The 17,114-nt window shown below is 32.1% G+C and carries 14 protein-coding genes; 8 read left to right on the forward strand and 6 right to left on the reverse strand.

Annotated elements, in window-relative coordinates:
* Positions 1-202 precede the first annotated feature (202 nt).
* On the forward strand, positions 203-2,410 hold the full coding sequence (locus tag ABWP78_RS05510; RefSeq protein ID WP_353169780.1) for an SLBB domain-containing protein: 2,208 nt from the start codon (positions 203-205) through the stop codon (positions 2,408-2,410).
* An 84-nt stretch (positions 2,411-2,494) separates the two neighbouring features.
* Here ABWP78_RS05510 and ABWP78_RS05515 read toward each other — a convergent pair whose 3' ends face one another.
* Together ABWP78_RS05515 and nusG are read right to left on the reverse strand one after the other, a co-directional pair.
* Positions 2,495-3,403: an NAD-dependent epimerase/dehydratase family protein gene (locus tag ABWP78_RS05515; protein ID WP_353169781.1), complete on the reverse strand. Its 909-nt coding sequence runs from the start codon at positions 3,401-3,403 to the stop codon at positions 2,495-2,497.
* Positions 3,404-3,592: 189 nt separating this feature from the next.
* A complete protein-coding gene (gene nusG, locus ABWP78_RS05520; protein WP_353169782.1) occupies positions 3,593-4,051 on the reverse strand; it encodes a transcription termination/antitermination protein NusG in 459 nt (152 codons plus the stop codon).
* A 202-nt stretch (positions 4,052-4,253) separates the two neighbouring features.
* Between nusG and ABWP78_RS05525 the strand changes: the two genes are divergently transcribed.
* Together ABWP78_RS05525 and ABWP78_RS05530 are read left to right on the forward strand one after the other, a co-directional pair.
* A complete protein-coding gene (locus ABWP78_RS05525; RefSeq protein ID WP_353169783.1) occupies positions 4,254-5,123 on the forward strand; it encodes an aldo/keto reductase in 870 nt (289 codons plus the stop codon).
* A gap of 3 nt (positions 5,124-5,126) precedes the next feature.
* Positions 5,127-6,257, forward strand: coding sequence for an ATP-binding protein (locus ABWP78_RS05530; RefSeq protein WP_353169784.1), 1,131 nt, complete (start codon positions 5,127-5,129; stop codon positions 6,255-6,257).
* Here ABWP78_RS05530 and ABWP78_RS05535 read toward each other — a convergent pair.
* Positions 6,254-6,928, reverse strand: a complete 675-nt coding sequence (locus tag ABWP78_RS05535) for an SCO family protein (protein ID WP_353169785.1) — start codon at positions 6,926-6,928, stop codon at positions 6,254-6,256. The two genes, ABWP78_RS05530 and ABWP78_RS05535, sit on opposite strands and share 4 nt — an antisense overlap.
* 156 nt (positions 6,929-7,084) lie before the next feature.
* On the opposite strand from ABWP78_RS05535, the gene ABWP78_RS05540 reads away from it, so the two are divergent.
* From ABWP78_RS05540 to ABWP78_RS05555, 4 genes are all read left to right on the forward strand, one after another.
* The gene (locus ABWP78_RS05540) at positions 7,085-9,193 is read left to right on the forward strand and encodes a M13 family metallopeptidase (RefSeq protein ID WP_353169786.1); all 2,109 of its coding nucleotides are present in this window, start codon (positions 7,085-7,087) and stop codon (positions 9,191-9,193) included.
* Positions 9,194-9,325: 132 nt separating this feature from the next.
* On the forward strand, positions 9,326-9,700 hold the full coding sequence (gene rnpA, locus ABWP78_RS05545) for a ribonuclease P protein component (RefSeq protein WP_353169787.1): 375 nt from the start codon (positions 9,326-9,328) through the stop codon (positions 9,698-9,700).
* Positions 9,701-9,763: 63 nt separating this feature from the next.
* Positions 9,764-11,398 (forward strand): S41 family peptidase, encoded by a 1,635-nt coding sequence (locus ABWP78_RS05550; RefSeq protein ID WP_353169788.1) that lies wholly within the window; start codon positions 9,764-9,766, stop codon positions 11,396-11,398.
* Between the two features lies 1 nt (position 11,399).
* The gene (locus ABWP78_RS05555) at positions 11,400-12,221 is read left to right on the forward strand and encodes an OmpA family protein (protein ID WP_353169789.1); all 822 of its coding nucleotides are present in this window, start codon (positions 11,400-11,402) and stop codon (positions 12,219-12,221) included.
* A 12-nt stretch (positions 12,222-12,233) separates the two neighbouring features.
* On the opposite strand, the gene ABWP78_RS05560 is transcribed toward ABWP78_RS05555, so the two are convergent.
* The 3 genes from ABWP78_RS05560 to ABWP78_RS05570 form a co-directional block, all read right to left on the reverse strand.
* Positions 12,234-12,677, reverse strand: coding sequence for a GNAT family N-acetyltransferase (locus tag ABWP78_RS05560; protein WP_353169790.1), 444 nt, complete (start codon positions 12,675-12,677; stop codon positions 12,234-12,236).
* A gap of 111 nt (positions 12,678-12,788) precedes the next feature.
* Positions 12,789-14,492 carry a transglycosylase SLT domain-containing protein gene (locus tag ABWP78_RS05565; RefSeq protein WP_353169791.1) on the reverse strand — a complete coding sequence of 568 codons (1,704 nt, stop codon included), beginning with the start codon at positions 14,490-14,492 and terminating at the stop codon, positions 12,789-12,791.
* Between the two features lie 182 nt (positions 14,493-14,674).
* A complete protein-coding gene (locus ABWP78_RS05570) occupies positions 14,675-15,862 on the reverse strand; it encodes a phosphoglycerate kinase (RefSeq protein ID WP_353169792.1) in 1,188 nt (395 codons plus the stop codon).
* Positions 15,863-15,952: 90 nt separating this feature from the next.
* Here ABWP78_RS05570 and ABWP78_RS05575 point away from each other — a divergent pair, with 90 nt between their 5' ends.
* Entirely contained in the window at positions 15,953-17,113 is a 1,161-nt protein-coding gene (locus ABWP78_RS05575; protein ID WP_353169793.1) for a DNA polymerase III subunit, read from the forward strand.
* The last annotated feature ends 1 nt before the right edge of the window (position 17,114 follow it).

The raw sequence follows: 17,114 nt of genomic DNA on the forward strand, positions 1-17,114 counted from the left end.
ATTTAGTCATTTTTGATGACTTGAGCAACTTTTTATATAATGCACAACGGGTTAAATATACTATTATAATACCAATAAAGTTTTTCTTACCTTTGTCATATAAATTTAATTACCATACACTATGAATCGCATTTTTCTTGTTAGCTGTTTTACTTTGTTTTCCCTTTTTTCCATCGGACAAGAGTTTTTGAAAGGAAAAGATTTGAGCCAAATAAAAGCGGCACAATTTAGTGAGGCAGAGATTGCCCAAATTGGAAAAGAATTGAAAGCCAGTCAAATGACTTTAGAACAAGCGGAACCTTTAGCGCTTGCAAAAGGAATGTCGGCAACTGAATTTACACAATTAAAAGTTAGGTTGCAATCTAATGCCACTGTTCCTGCAGAAGTAAAAGAAGTACAAAAAAAATCAACCGCTATTACTCAAGATGGTGCTGTTTTAGCTTCTAAAAACAGTGTTGTTTTTGGTTCAGAATTATTTACAAGTAAAAGTTTGTCTTTTGAACCCAATCAAAACATGCCAACACCACCAAACTATGTTTTAGGACCTGGCGACCAATTGGACATTAATGTTTATGGGGTGCAGCAATTTAATTATTCAGCTACAATTTCTAAAAACGGAACGATAAATATCCCAAATGTTGGCGAAGTGTTTTTAAGCGGAATCGCTTTTGAGGCTGCAAAAAATAAATTACAAAAACAAATTGGAAAAATATACAGCACGCTTGCAGGAAATGGCAGTAAACTATCGTTTAGTGTCTCTAATTACCGAACCATTTCAGTAACTATTATTGGTGCCCAGCAATCTGGAAATTACCGATTAAGTTCTATGAGTACGGTGTACAACGCATTACACGTGGCTGGAGGGCCGAGCGACATTGGAAGTTATAGAAAAATTGAATTAATTAGAAATAATAAAATTATTCGCACAATAGATTTATATCGTTTTTTAACAAAAGGTGATCAAAGTGATAATATTTCGCTTACAGATAATGACGTTATTCGTATCCCAAGTTATGAAGCTCGTGTTACGTTAGAAGGAGAAATAAAACGACCTGGGATTTTTGAAATGGTTGCAGGTGAAAATTTAAAACAAGTGATTTTATATGCTTCTGGATTTACAGAAAATGCTTATAAAAATAGAATTTTAGTAAAACAAAAAACCAATTCTGAATTAAAAATAACTGATTTAAATGAGTTAAGTTATGAATCTTATTTGCCTAAAGCTGGAGATATTATTAACGTAGATAAAATTTTGAATAGATATGAAAATCGTGTTGTGATAAAAGGTGCGGTATATCGTCCTGGTGAATATAGTCTTCCGAACAGTGGTAGTATGACCATAAAAGATTTGTTAAAAAAAGCAGACGGTGTTACTGAAAATGTGTTTTTAGAAAAAGCCTCCTTAATTCGTCAGAAAAGCGATTTAACAAAAGAATATATCAGTTTTAATTTACAAAGTGCTCTTAACGGGGAAGAAGCTGCAAATATGATTCTTCAAAAAGAAGATGTAATTATGGTTTTTTACAATCAAGAATTGTTAGATAACTACAATTTGTCTATAACAGGCGAGATTAGAAAACCAGGAGAATATACTTATGTGTCTGGCATGAACTTATATGATTTATTATTAGAGTCTGAATTTTTTACTGATATAGCAGCTAGTAATGTTACGGTATTTAGAAATAAAAAGGATGTTGTTTACAACCAAAACGATAAAGAAAAAATAATCACTTTTAATCTTACGATAGATCCTAAAAACCCAAAACAAGCCAGTACATTTTTAATGGAACCACAAGATCAGGTAGTGGTTAGGCGAATTGTAACCTTTGAAACCCCTCAAATGGTTAGTGTTTCAGGCGAGGTTTTGTATCCAGGTGGGTATGCTATTACTAAAAAAGAAGAGCGTGTTTTAGATTTTATATCTCGCTCTGGCGGCGTTACAGACGAAGCAGATACTGAAGCGATAAAAGTTATTAGAAATGGCTTAAACATACCTATAGATTGGAAGCTAATTTCTAAAAAACCATTAAGTACCAGTAATTTAATTTTAAATGCTGGCGACAATATTATCATTCCAAATAAAATATCAACAGTATTGATTTCGGGTAGTGTAATGTTTGACACTGAAGTGCCTTTTAGAAAAGGTAAAAATATTAAATATTATATTAAAAATGCAGGGGGTACTGCCGAAAAGGGATGGATGAAAAAAGTGTATGTACTTCACGCTAATGGTTCAGCAAGTACGTCATGTTCTGTTTTTGGAATTAGAAAATACCCTAAAGTTTTTGCAGGCAGCAAAATTATAGTACCAGAAAAACCAGTAAAAACAAAAGCTAGTACAGGAGAAATTATAGGAATAGCAAGCGTACTAACTAGTTTAGCCGGAATTTTGCAAGCCGTATTCAGATAAACAAATTTTATACACTTCAAAAAGGGAATTTATTTTAAAATAAATTCCCTTTTTTTGTTTGACTATTGGTGTTTTGAGTGCTATTTATATTTTTATTGAGTTATAATACTCAATTGTTTTTAATACTGAAGTTTCTGTGTCAAAAGGCATTTTAGTAATCTCCAGTGCTTCTTTTACTTTATTTCCGTTAATAGTTCTTGATTGGGAAATTTCTAAAAGTTTTGTAGAATTATATTCCCATTTGAATAGGTCGCCTGTTTTTGCAAAAAGAGTTAATATCCCTTTAGGAACTTTAATAATTTTGGCTTTTTTATCGAAAACGTCAGCAATCCATTTGATCAATTCTGTAGTTACTATTGGTTCGTTATCTGAAACATTATAAATTCCTGAAGGAACCGCTTTTTTTTCAGAAATTTGAGCGATAATTGCAGTCAGGTTATCAATATAGCAAAAAGATTGTTTGGAATCGAAAATACCAAAAAACCAAGGGAATTTTTTACAGAATCTAAACGTATCGTGTAAGGAACTTTTAGTTTCTCTACCATAAACTGTTGCTACACGTAATATGATGGCTCTTTTCCCTTCTGGCAGCTCCTGTTTCAAAATAAATTGTTCTGCATCAAATTTTGATTGAAGGAAAGGATTTGTAGGATTTACTTTGGCGTTTTCTGATACTTCCAAAATTTGTTTGTCAATTAATTCTATAGTGCTTAAATAAATAAACGTTTTTGCATTTGAATGTAAAAAAAATCTAAATAATTTGGTTGTTAATTCGGTATTCACTCTAAAATATTCTTCGTCAAAAGAACTGTCTCTAAGATTTAAATTTATTGCTGCTAAATGGATGATTGTTTCCGTTTCTAAAGGCATCATTTCGTGCCAATTTTGAAATCGGAGCGAAATAGACTTGTTTTTTTTAGATATTGAATTAAAATATGTAGTAAGGTTTTGTCCGATATATCCAGTAGTTCCAGTTAATACAATTAAGCTCATAATTAATTTTTCATTAAAAGCGCAAAAATACAAATAAAATAAATTAAATTTTAGTGTAAATTAATTTTTTTGTTTTTTTTATAAAACACTGTTATTCAGTAATTTGTATTAAAAATTAATAAAAAAAATTGGGGTGTTTTTAATGTAATAAGACAATTATAAATATAAATATAAGAAAAGAAAATTATATTAAAGGTCTATAATTAATCGGATTCCTAACGATTTTATTATCAAGGTTACTTTGTTTGTTGATACCTTATCCACTACTGCCATCTGGTTTTTAAACGGCCCATCGTTAATTTGAATTTGTGCATTGGGAGTCCAAGTCTCAATGGCTACTTTAACTACAGGTGCTGCTAATTGAGTTTTTAATGCTTCTATTTCGTGTGGATTAATTTTTGCTGGTTTGCCCAACCAAAACACATATTGCACTACGCCTAAAACCTGAAATACGTCTTTTCGATTTGCTTCTTCGATTTTCACAAATACATACGAAGGAATTAAAGGAGATTCTACCATTTTTTTTCTATCCGACCATTGTTTGGTGGTAGTCACTATCGGACAATAGACCTCTATGCCAAGAGCAGCAAGGTTTTCGGCAACGCGTTTTTCATTACGTGGCTTTGTATATAAGGCGAACCATTCCATTTTGAATTCATTTGATAAAAAAAGCACCTATTTAAAGATGCTTTTTTTTATTATTTACAAAGCAAAGATATTAAATATAAAGAATAACTGAAAAATCAGCAACATTTAAATTGGTGTTACTTCTCGGTTAATTTAATGGCAAATAGTTATATCTTTATAAATAATTAAGAAATACTTATTATTTTTATAAAAAATATCGAATATGTCTATTCAGAAATCATCTATAATTGCCGGCACAATGAATTGGGGCAAATGGGGAAGAAATTTTAACCAAACCGCCATTCAGCAACTTATAGCAACTTACATAACGGAAGATATTACAACATTTGACCATGCCGATATTTATGGCGGCTATACAATGGAAGCTGCTTTTGGAACTGCTTGGGCTGATATGGATATTGACAGAAAACAAGTAAAATTTATTACCAAATGTGGAATAAAATCTGTTTGTGAAGAACGAGATTACAGCATTAAACATTACGATTATACAAAAGAACACATTATTTGGAGCGTAGAAAATTCATTAAAAAATTTACAAACCGATTATATTGATGTATTGCTTTTACACAGGCCTAGTCCGCTTATGGAAACAGAAGTTATTGCTGAAGCCATTTCTGAGCTTAAAAATTCTGGGAAAATACTCAATTTTGGTTTGTCTAACTTTACGCCTTCGCAAACCGATTTAATTAAAAAATATAGTTCCGTAGCTTATAATCAAATTCAGTTTTCCGCTACACATTTACAAGCTATGTTAAATGGTGAATTGGATTATATGATGCAACACAACATTCAGCCCATGGCATGGAATCCTTTGGGTTCTGTATATAAAGAAGACAATTCACAAACAATGCGTTTAAAAGAATTACTCAAAAAACTAACTATAAAATATAGTGTTTCTGATGATGTTTTGCTTTTGGCTTGGGTATTAAAACATCCTGCAAAAATTCAACCAGTTGTAGGCACAACACAAATAAATCGCATTAAAAATCTGAAACAACTTAATGGTTTTGAATTAGAATTAGAAGATTGGTTTGCCATTTGGACAGAAAGTATTGGGACTAAAATTCCATAAATTATGATTAATAAACGGCTTCTTGTTAAAAATTTATTGGCACATAATAACGAAAATAGTTTTTATGATAAAAAACGCCAATTAAATTTGCATACCAAAGAAGGAAAAGGCAAGTTTTTAAAACATATTTGCGCCTTATCCAATTCAAACCCGTTTAATAATTCCTATATTGTAGTTGGTGTTGAAGATGATGATAATGAAATAGTTGGCGATGATTTTTTTGATGATAGTCGGATTCAAAATCTGGTGAATGCTTATTTAGAAAATCCGCCTAAAATTACTTATGATAATATCTCTTTCCCCAATTTACCAAAAGAAAGAGTGGTTGGTTTGGTTACCATTAAACCCAAAAACAAAATCTCCTTTTTTAAAAAAAATATTTATACGATTTTAATTAACAGTACTTTTATTAGAATTGGAAGTAACACCATGCCTACTGAAGAAAAAATTGCAGTTTCAAAATCAAATGTAGCCACAGTTATTAGTATTGAAAATAATTCTAGAAATAGCATTGCGCTCACCCTTGAAAGTGTATTGGATTTTATTACGGTACGACACAAAGATTTGGATAATCAATATAAGGTATTTAAAGAGAATTTTGTGGTGTGTTGGGCAGGAAAAAAACAAGTAGTGCGAAACGAAACGTATTATTCGCGGGTAGCTATTGAACTAATGAACGAACAAATTAAGCTGTTTTATTCCAACCAAGACGAAGTAATTATTCAATACGATGAGGATCGTTTTACGATTACAGAATATGTAAAACTGGGTTTAAATGACGCCACCAGTTATTATCCGTTAGAACGTTTAACCTTTTATTTTTACGATAACGGCTATTATAAAATGGAAACTGAAATGCTTTTTGAACCGCCACAATACAATAAAAAATTACTTTTTCATATTTACAATGCTGTTAGAAACACACTTGAAAAATTAGAGAAAAACAAAGTGGTTTTAGAAGAAGACGTTTTAAGAATTGCGCCGACATTAATGATTTGCTATTTAAACGGATTTACCGAAGCCAAACAAAAACTTATAGAAGCAAAAAGCGTACTAAAAGCGTATCCAAATTCAATGGCTTTCCTCAGCTTTAAACACAGTCTAAGAATTTTAAGAAAGATGAAATACAATTAATCTTTCTCAGATAAAAATTCTATATCTTCTACTAATTGTGTGAGGTTTTTTTCGCCTTTCACTTTTTTATCGATATTTAATCCGTTGTAAAACCCTCTAATTCTTCCTTTTTGATCCACTAAAACAAAGTTTTCGGTGTGTACCATATCGTACATTTCTTCTGGTTTACCTGTTTTTACTGCCAAGTAGGATTGACGGGCAATTTTATAAATTTCTTTCTGATTTCCTGTAACTAAATTCCATTTTTCATCTATAACTCCTTTTTCTTTGGCGTATTTTTTCAATACCTCAACCGTGTCTTCATCTGGAAATACGGAATGAGAAAGCAATTTCACTTGCGAATTGTCTTTTATTTTGTCTTGTAACCAAACCATATTATCGGTCATTTTTGGACAAATGGTTTGGCAAGTCGTAAAAAAGAAATCGGCCACATATATTTTGCCTTCATACTCTTTGTTTGTTATTGTTTTTCCGTTTTGATTGGTAAAAGCAAATGGCGCTATTTTATGTTTGTAACCAATGTGTTGCACTAAAGAATCTACAAGCTCTGGGTTTACATCTCTGGGGGTAATTACAGGTAACGTTCTTCTATTTAATAACGTATAAATAGCTATGAAAATTAGAAGAAGTAACCCCACAAAAAGAACAGATAGTTTTTTATATTTAAACATTTGAAGGCTATTTTTTTACAAAAATAACACTATTTTATCTTATTAGGAATGTAATTAACAGTTGTATAGCTAAATACTAGTAGTTTTTTTAATAGATTTGTAGATAATGTTTCAACAAAAAACAACAAAAACTAACCTTTTTAAAAAATTAAAAATATGAAAAACAAAACCATACTTGCTAGTTTAGCAATTGTCACCGTCACGTTTTTTCAAAGCTGCTCTGTAACTATAGGAAAAGATGGGCAGCCAGGAAAAGATGGTGTATCAGGTGATGCTGTAGTTTCAAAATCTGAAAAATTCGGAATTCGTACGGAGTTTATGGATACTTCTGTAAAACCAAATGATGACTTTTTTAGATATGTTAACGGAACTTGGTTAGATAAAACCGAAATTCCTGCAGACAGAACCCGTTGGGGAAGTTTTGACGAATTAAGAAAAAATACAGACGATGATGTCATGATTATTTTAAATGAAGCTGTTGCCAACAAAAATTTAGATCCAAAATCGGATCAAGCAAAAGCCGTAAATTTATACAAATCGATTTTAGATACAGTTTCTAGAAACATGCTTGGCATAGCGCCAATTCAGCCTTATTTAGAAAAAATAAATGCGGTAAAAAACAGCACTGATTTAATGAATCTATTAATAGAATCAAAAGCAGATGCTAGTTTAGGATTTTTTGGATCATATGTAGGAGCAGATGCAAAAAACAGCAACAAAAATGTTGTATATGTAGGAACAGGTAGTCTGGGTTTACCTGATAAAGACTATTATATGTCTGACAAGCCTGACACAAAAGAAAAAAGAGAAAAATATGTGTTACACATTGCTAAAATGTTTGGCTATTTAGGTATGGATGCGAAAACAGCCGCTGAAAAAGCAACAAGAGTTTTGGCTTTCGAAATTTCTTTATCGGAACCAACTTTAGACCGAGTAGAAAGACGTGACCGTCGTAAAACATACAATCCGATGTCGGTTGCCGATTTACAAAAAATTGCACCATCTAATAATTGGGCGGCTTATTTTGAAAAATCTGGATTTAGTAAATTGGATTCTGTTGTGGTATCGCAACCAAAATACCTTACTAAACTAGATGCTATTCTTAAAGAAAATAAAGTAGACGATTGGAAAGCGTATATGACTTGGACGCTTTTACGTTCGAATGCTGACGAATTAACCACCGAAATTGAAAAAACAGATTGGGATTTTTACAGTAAAACCTTATCTGGAGCTGTAAAACAAAGACCTGGTACGGAAAGAGCTTTAGCAACTGTAAACGGTGTTTTAGGTGAGGCTTTAGGTAAATTATATATTGAGAAAAAATTTCCAGCTGCAGCGAAAACAAAAGCGGAAGCAATGATTGCTAATGTATTTAAAGCATACGAAAATCGTATCAATAATTTAACTTGGATGACGCCTGCAACACGAGCAAATGCTATAGTAAAACTTAAAAAATTTAGAGTAAAAATTGGATATCCTGACACTTGGAAGGATTATAGCGGATTACAAATAAAAAGTCCAGAACAAGGAGGAACGTTGCAAGAAAACTCATTAGCCATTAGCCGATGGAGCAACAAAGAAAACGTTTCAAAACTTGGAAAACCAGTCAATAAAGAAGAATGGGGTATGTCGCCTCAAACGGTAAACGCTTATTATAGCCCAACCAATAACGAAATTGTGTTTCCAGCTGCAATCTTACAACCACCTTTTTACGATTACAGAGCAGATGAAGCAGTAAACTATGGTGGAATTGGAGGCGTAATTGGCCATGAAATTTCACACGGATTTGACGATTCAGGCTCAAGATACAACGCAGAAGGAAACTTAATTAACTGGTGGAGCGATGAAGATTTAAAACAATTTACCACGTTAGGAACGGCTTTAGCGGATCAGTATTCTGCTTTACAACCCTTGCCAGGAATTTATGTAGATGGTAAATTTACATTAGGAGAAAATATTGGCGATTTAGGTGGTGTAAACGCAGCGTATGACGGATTGCAAATTTACCTGAAAGAAAAAGGAAACCCAGGATTAATTGATGGTTTTACACCTGAACAACGTTTTTTCCTTTCTTGGTCTACCATTTGGAGAAGTAAAATGCGTGATGAAGCTATTAAAAATCAAGTAAAAACAGATACGCACTCGCCTGGTCAATACAGAGCGTATGTGCCGCTTCAAAACATTGAATCTTTTTATCAAGCATTTAGTATAAAAGCAGGCGACAAAATGTACATTGCTCCAGAAAAAAGAGTTAAAATTTGGTAATAAGCAACTATTACTTATCAATCTGAACGTATTTTAGATGCTAAAATAAATTGAAAACCTGAAATTCTGAACTACATTTAGAATGACAGGTTTTCTCTTTTTAAACCGTTTCCTTTTTTATACATTTGCCTGATGCAATTTTCTTATCCAAATAACGAAAAACTAAAAAGCCATAAAACAATTGAACGTTTGTTTTCTGAAGGAAAATCGATATCTAAATATCCGTTACGACTGGTTTTTGTAGAAAATACGGATGAAAACAATTTGGAAAAAGTACTAATGGGCGTTTCCGTTTCTAAAAAATATTTTAAACGAGCGGTTGACCGAAATTACTTTAAACGCGTTTTAAGAGAATGTTACCGTTTAAATCAAAACCTATTGAAAGACAACCTCCAAACACCTTATGCTTTTATGTTTTTTTATCAAACAAAAGAAAAATTATCGTATCAAGAAATTGAAGAAAAAACCATACAATTATTTCAAAAATTTAACGAAACCATAAAGTAATTTAGAATATTTAATCGTTTTCAACTATTTTAAGTAAATTAGTAAAATATTATACCACAAATCATGAGTTTTTATAACAACAAAAAAGTAGTAATTCCAACACTTGTAGCTGGATTTTTATTTGTAGCCGTAAGTTTTCAAAACGATTTTTTTGCTTTAGCCAAACAAATTGAAATTTTTACGAATCTATACAAAATTGTCAATCAAAATTATGTAGATGAAACCAATCCAGGAAACTTAATGGATGTGGCAATAAAAAGTATGCTAAATGAATTAGACCCCTATACTGTTTATTTTGATGAGCAAGATGTGCTTAAATTTAAAATAAATAATACGGGTGAATATACCGGAATTGGCGCCATTATAACACGAAAAGATGATAAAATAATCTTAAAAGAAGTATACGAAAATATGCCGGCCGACAAAGGTGGTTTTAAAGCTGGTGATGTTATTACCCAAATTGGAGATGTAGTGCTAAAAGATTTTAAAGACGACGCATCTCAATTGTTAAAAGGGGCTAAAAATACTAAAATTGACATCGTATATTTCCGTCAAGGAATAGAAAAAAAAGGACAAATTATTTTAGATGAAGTAGAAATAAAAGCCGTTCCGTATTATAAATTATTAAGCGACAAAACAGGTTATATTGTACTTCAAAAATTTAACGAAAAAGCTTCTGCAGAAACAAAAGCGGCTTTATTGGCTTTAAAAGAACAAGGCGCCACAAAAATTATTTTAGATTTACGAGACAATCCTGGCGGGTTACTTCACGAAGCGGTTAATATTTGTAATTTATTTGTGCCAAAAGAAGAAATTATTACCACAACAAAATCGCAAAACAAAATACATAACCATATTTATAAAACGAAGAACGAACCCGTTGATACTGAAATTCCACTAGCAATTATTGTAAATGACCGAAGTGCTTCTGCTTCTGAAATTGTTTCTGGAGCGTTACAAGATTTAGACCGAGCTGTAATTGTAGGAAACAGAAGTTTTGGAAAAGGATTGGTGCAACGTCCATTTAATTTAACATATGGCACACAAGTAAAAGTTACTATTTCAAAATATTATACGCCTTCTGGTCGTTGTATTCAAACTACAGATTACAGTAAAAAAGACGCCAATGGGAAAGCTATTAAAACATCTGAAAAAGAATATAACGCTTTTAAAACCAAAGGTGGAAGAATTGTTTACGATGGAGGCGGAGTTTTACCAGATGTAGAAATTGCGGATATGAAAAAAAGCGCCACCAGTTTAAGTATTGCGAACTCAGATGCTGTATTTGAATTTGCAAACGTGTTGTATTACAGAAATCCGAAAGCAAAAAGCGCAAACAATATCTCAGAAGCAGAATACAACGAATTTAAAGCGTTTTTAAAGAAAGAAAAGGTTGAAATCAACAATAACAGCGACAAGTCTTTAAAAAACCTGTTAGAAGCCGCTAAAAAAGATAAAATAGATGCCGACATTCAAATAGAAATAAAACAATTGGAAGCCGCCATTGAAAAAACAAAAGACAAAGAATTAGATAAAAACAAAGAAGAAATTAAACGCCTTCTTTTACAAGAATTATTATTACGTTATGGCTATAGAAACGCATTTTACGATTATGTTTCTACTAAATATTCTGATGTGCTAAAAGCGCAACAAATTTTAAATAATCCAACAGAATACAAACAAATATTAAAAAAATAAAATGAAGAAAATAGTCGTATTTCTATTTTTAACTGCTTCTTTTCTTGGGTTTACTCAAGAAGAAACGGTGCATTCTATTTATTTTGATACCGATGTGCGTGAAATAAAACCTTTACAAGCAGAAGCGGTAGTTTATTTTTTAAGTTTGATTGATACCACGCGACTTCAAAGTGTTTCTATTTACGGCTATTGTGATGACGTGGGAAAAATAAATTACAATTACAAATTGTCTCAAGACCGCGCCAATAGTGTCAAGAAAATGTTGGTGAGTAAAGGGGTAAAATATAAAATTATTGTAAAAATAGAAGGAAAGGGAAAGGTACTTATTGATGAAGATTTAGAAGAAGATATTCCTGAGGCCAGAGCTAAAAACCGTCGTGTAGATGTGGTTTTAAACTTTAAACCTTTAGTGGTTGAGGAATTAAATATCCCCGGCTTATACAAAACTATTAGAAAAAATGCCTTAGTGGGCGATCGGGTATATCTAGATAAATTACTATTTGATAGTGGCAGCAGTAGACTTAAACAAAGCGCTATAAAACAACTTGAAACGATTGTTGTTTTGTTAAAAAGATATCCCAACATTCAAATTGAAATTCAAGGTCATGTATGCTGTACACCATCATTTCATAAAGATGCTGTTGACATAGAAACGCGGAAAAGAGAACTATCAAAAAACAGAGCAGAAAGAGTTTATAAATTTCTTCATAGTCGAGGTATTGGTAAAGTTCGTATGACTTTTAAAGGATATGGAAATACGCAACCTATAGGCAAAGATGAGCAATTTGACCGAAGGGTGGAATTGGTGATTACGAAGATATAATCCGAATTTTAACTACTCCTTTTTCATTTCAATATGCGGAATGTCATCTTCCAAATAACTTTCACCAACTACAGCAAAACCATGGCTTTCGTAAAATTTTTGCAAATATAATTGAGCGGAAATTGTAATTTTTGTTTCCTTAAAAAGTGTTTTAATCGCATCTATAGAAACGCACATCAACTCGTGACCAAGTTTTTTATCTCGGTGCGATTCTTTTACAATTACACGACCAATCGAACTGTATTCAAAATAATCTTTCGGTTTAAAAAGCCTTGAATAAGCGACCAGAATTCCGTCAGAATAACCTAAAATATGAATGGCTTTTTGGTCTTTTCCATCAATGTCTTGATATACGCAATTTTGCTCCACTACAAAAACTTCTGAGCGCAAATGCAACAAAGCGTATAGCTCATCTGTAGAAAGTTCGCGAAACGGCTTTATTTTAAATTGAATCATTTTATTTTTAATAGATTGACAAAACTAAAACTTTTTTTACTTGATGCAATAAAAAAACCTTTGTAAAAGCAATTAAACTTTTACAAAGGCATTGGCGTGATAAAAATAGTTTTATCCTTGAATTTTTAATTTCATTCCAGGTTGAATATTATCTGTTTTCAGATCGTTTTTCTTTTTTAAATCGTCTGCTGTTAAATTCGGGAATTTTTTAGTGATTGAAAAAATAGAATCTCCTTTTTGTACGATGTAAAAATCTTCTTTAATTTCAATTTTGCTTTTCGCAGAAGAATATTTATTTTCAGTTGGTTTTTCGGTATTTTCAGCAACTGCATTTTCAACTTCTGGTTCAATTATTTCGGTTTTCGGCTTCGGTTTTTTGACGACTTCGTTGACCGTGACTTTTTTTGTAGTTTGAATCACTAAACTTTGTCCGGAATTAATGTTGCTTCCTTTAATATTGTTCCATTTTCTTAAATTAGCAATACTTACGTTATTTTTGTCGGCAATTTCACTTAGTGTTTCACCTTTCTTCACTTTATGGAAGTTTTTGCTTACCACTTCTTTGGTACGTTTTTTAATGACTTCTTCGTATTCGTTGGTATCGTTGTTTTTAAAAGTAAGATTAGCTGCAACAGCTAAAGAATCTTGTTTGGCAATGCTATCTCGTTTTTTGGCTTGTAATGCTAACTGAAGGTTTCTAATTTTTTCTTGTTCTAAGTACACTAAATAACCATAAATTTTTTCTTCATTAGAAACAAAAATTCCAATTTTACTTTTCGGTAATCGCAAGTAAAAAGTTTCATCTTCAATTGAAGGAATGTATTTCGATTTATAAATTGGATTTAAATATTCTAATTGTGCTTCTGAAATATCTAATAAATCTGATAATTGTTTAAACGTCATCGCGTGTTTCAGCATAACCGTGTCTGTTTCCGCATACTTCATTTCCGCTTTTTGCGGCACCAAACCATGTTCTTTTTTAAATTCGTAAATATACATCGTAGCTAAAAAAGCAGGTAAATAGTTGGCGGTTTCTCTTGGTAAATATTTTCTAATTTCCCAATAATCTGTTTTTCCTCCAGAACGTCTAATGGCTTTAGAAACATTTCCAGGTCCGCAATTGTACGAAGCTAAAACCAAACTCCAATCGCCAAAAATTTCGTACATATTCATCATATAATGACAAGCGGCCTCTGTTGATTTTATTGGATCATGACGCTCGTCAACATAAGTTGTAATGTTCAATTTGTACTGTTTACCTGTTTCCGGCATAAATTGCCATAAACCTCCGGCACCAACTTTAGATTTTGCTTTAGGTTGTAACGCGGATTCTACAATGGCTAAATATTTAATCTCTAAAGGTAAATTGTATTTTGATAATTTTTCTTCAAATAATGGAAAATAATATTCCGCAATGGTCATTTGTCTTTCAAAACTTTTTGATCTGTTTTTTAAGAACGATTTAATTACGTTTTCCAAAGCTGGATTGTATTCAATTACAAAAGGCGATTGCACGTCTAATTTATGTAATCTTTTCTTTAATAATTCAGTATCTAAAATATAAGCTACTTTCTCATCGATATTCATGTTTTCAATATCAAAAAACATTTCATTTGATAACGTAGCGTCTGCTATTTGTTTCATCCATCTTTCATCGATACAATTGCTTGTGGCGTGGTTTGAAAACGTAGCTTTAAGAGAATCTAAATACGATATTTTGGGTGTAAAAAGTGTGGGTGTTACCTGCTGACTTTCTTGTGCAAACAAACTGTTTGACAGAAAAAAACCAAGGGTTAGTAAAACTAATTTTTTCATGCTTTTATATGTTTTTGCTCCATAAATTCCGGAGTATTTTATCTAAATCATTAATATACAATTACTTGTATAAACGCAAATGTATTTTATTTATTGCTAACTACACAACTTTTAACGTTTTAATTTTACGTTTTAACGTTTTTTTAGGGATTTCGTCGGTGATTTAGATCGGTTATGATTTTCTACTTCAAAATAGCAGCAATACCTGGTAACGTTTTTCCTTCTAACATTTCCAACATCGCACCGCCACCTGTAGAAACGTAACTCATTTTGTCTTCTAAACCAAATTGTTTTACCGCCGCTACACTATCACCGCCTCCTACTAAAGAGAAACATCCGTTTTTAGTAGATTCGGCAATCAAATCACCAAGCGCAATAGTTCCGTTAGCAAAAGTTGGCAATTCAAACACACCAATTGGTCCGTTCCAAAGTATGGTTTTTGAGTTTAATACCACGTCTTTAAATTGCTCTATTGTTTTCGGACCTGCATCTAAACCTTGCCATCCAGCAGGAATTTCAGCCACATTCACTACTTGTGTATTGGCGTCATTTGAAAAAGCATCAGCCGCCAAAACATCTACAGGTAAATGAATTTTTACACCTTTTGCTGTAGCTTGTTTCATAATTTCTAAAGCCAATTCCATTTTGTCGTCTTCGCAAATAGAATCGCCGATATTTCCACCCATTGCTTTAATGAAGGTAAACGTCATTCCGCCGCCAATAATCATATGATCTACTTTGTCTAAAATGTTTTCGATAATGGTAATTTTAGAAGACACTTTACTTCCTCCAAGTATTGCGGTTACTGGTTTTTCAGAGTTTTTTAATACTTTGTTGATGCTTTCAATTTCTTTTGCTAATAAAGCGCCGAAACATTTGTCATTTGGAAATTCGTTTGCAATAATTGTAGTTGAAGCGTGCGCTCTGTGTGCTGTTCCGAAGGCATCGTTTACATACACATCGCCTAAACTTGCTAATTCTTTAGAAAAACTAACATCTCCTGCCTCTTCTTCGGCATAAAAACGTAAATTTTCCAATACTAAAATTTCGCCATTTTGAAGATTTGCAGCGGCTTCTTTAGCGATTTCACCTCTACAATCTGAAGCAAATTTTACTTTTTTTCCTAAAACTTCTTCAATTTTATATATAATATGGCTCAAAGAATATTTTTCTTCTTTTCCTTTTGGTCTTCCTAAGTGCGACATTAAAATAACCGCTCCTCCATCGTTTAAAATTTTATCAATAGTTGGTTTAGCGGCTTCAATTCGATTCGCATCGGTAACGTTAAAATTTTCGTCTAAAGGGACATTAAAATCTACACGGATTAACGCTTTTTTGTTTTTAAAATTGATGTCGAAGATCGTTTTCATAGGAAATAGGTTCTAATTTGTTGTTTATGATATTTGCAAATATAAAAGTTTGATTTTAAAACCAAGATAAAAATCGCTTATATTTGCTACATGTTATTTAAAGATATATTAGGTCAAGACCACATTAAAAACTATTTAATTACCACTGCAAACGCAGGACGGATTCCGCACGCGCAATTGTTTATTGGGCCTGAAGGTTCTGGAACCTTGCCGATGGCTATGGCGTATGCGCAATATATTTTATGTAACAATTCTGATGGCGAAAACACCACCGGAAACAGTGCTTGTAATTTAAAATTTGAACATATTTCGCATACTGATATGCATTTTGTGTATCCCATTACATCTACAGATGAAGTGAAAGGAGACAGTGTTGTAAGTACAAATTTTTTAGACCAGTGGCGCGGTTTTGTAAAAGAAAACCCATACGGAAGTTTATTTGATTGGTATAAAAAATTAGAAATTCCTAAAAAACAAGGAATTATAAGTGTTAAAGAATCGGCAGCAATTAATAAAAATTTATCATTAAAAGCATACGAAGGTGGCTATAAGGTAATGATTATTTGGATGGCCGATAAAATGAGAACAGATGCAGCAAATAAATTACTGAAATTATTAGAGGAGCCGCCCGAAAAAACAATCTTTATATTAATTTCTGAAAGTATCGACGATTTATTGCAAACTATTATTTCTCGTTGTCAAGTGGTTGATTTTTTAGCGTTACCAGAGCAAGTAATTACGGATTCCTTAATTGCTACACATGAAGTAGAAGCTAATTTAGCTAAAAAAATAGCGCATCAATGTGAAGGGAATTATAACAAAGCACTCCATTTATTGCATAAAGATGATGACGATAGTGTTTTTGAAGAATGGTTTATCAACTGGGTGAGAGCCGCATTTAAAGCAAAGGGAAATGCAAGTGTAATTTCCGATTTAATTTCTTGGAGCACCACAATCGCTAAAGAAGGAAGAGAAACGCAAAAGAACTTTTTGCAATTTTGTATTCAATTTTTTCGACAAGCGTTGTTATTGAATTATCAAGCAACTGATTTAGTATATTTAGAACCTAATTTTGAAAATTTTAAATTAGAAAAATTCGCGCCTTTTGTTCACGGAAATAACATAATGGATATTTTTAAAGAATTGGAAGACGCAATGTATCATATTGAAAGAAACGGAAATAGTAACATTATTTTAACCGATTTATCGATAAAATTAACACGGCTATTACATAAAAAAGAAATAAATTAAA

This window comes from Flavobacterium sp., from assembly GCF_040402955.1.
GTDB lineage: Bacteria > Bacteroidota > Bacteroidia > Flavobacteriales > Flavobacteriaceae > Flavobacterium.

What these genes read in the sequence shown, in the direction of transcription:
- ABWP78_RS05540 (WP_353169786.1), top strand. Translation starts at nt 7,085, where the DNA reads ATGAAAAACAAAACCATACTTGCTAGTTTAGCAATTGTCACCGTCACG.
- rnpA (WP_353169787.1), top strand. Translation starts at nt 9,326, where the DNA reads ATGCAATTTTCTTATCCAAATAACGAAAAACTAAAAAGCCATAAAACA.
- ABWP78_RS05560 (WP_353169790.1), bottom strand. Translation starts at nt 12,677, where the DNA reads ATGATTCAATTTAAAATAAAGCCGTTTCGCGAACTTTCTACAGATGAG.
- ABWP78_RS05575 (WP_353169793.1), top strand. Translation starts at nt 15,953, where the DNA reads ATGTTATTTAAAGATATATTAGGTCAAGACCACATTAAAAACTATTTA.
- ABWP78_RS05565 (WP_353169791.1), bottom strand. Translation starts at nt 14,492, where the DNA reads ATGAAAAAATTAGTTTTACTAACCCTTGGTTTTTTTCTGTCAAACAGT.
- ABWP78_RS05570 (WP_353169792.1), bottom strand. Translation starts at nt 15,862, where the DNA reads ATGAAAACGATCTTCGACATCAATTTTAAAAACAAAAAAGCGTTAATC.
- ABWP78_RS05525 (WP_353169783.1), top strand. Translation starts at nt 4,254, where the DNA reads ATGTCTATTCAGAAATCATCTATAATTGCCGGCACAATGAATTGGGGC.
- ABWP78_RS05515 (WP_353169781.1), bottom strand. Translation starts at nt 3,403, where the DNA reads ATGAGCTTAATTGTATTAACTGGAACTACTGGATATATCGGACAAAAC.
- ABWP78_RS05550 (WP_353169788.1), top strand. Translation starts at nt 9,764, where the DNA reads ATGAGTTTTTATAACAACAAAAAAGTAGTAATTCCAACACTTGTAGCT.
- ABWP78_RS05555 (WP_353169789.1), top strand. Translation starts at nt 11,400, where the DNA reads ATGAAGAAAATAGTCGTATTTCTATTTTTAACTGCTTCTTTTCTTGGG.
- ABWP78_RS05535 (WP_353169785.1), bottom strand. Translation starts at nt 6,928, where the DNA reads ATGTTTAAATATAAAAAACTATCTGTTCTTTTTGTGGGGTTACTTCTT.
- ABWP78_RS05530 (WP_353169784.1), top strand. Translation starts at nt 5,127, where the DNA reads ATGATTAATAAACGGCTTCTTGTTAAAAATTTATTGGCACATAATAAC.
- nusG (WP_353169782.1), bottom strand. Translation starts at nt 4,051, where the DNA reads ATGGAATGGTTCGCCTTATATACAAAGCCACGTAATGAAAAACGCGTT.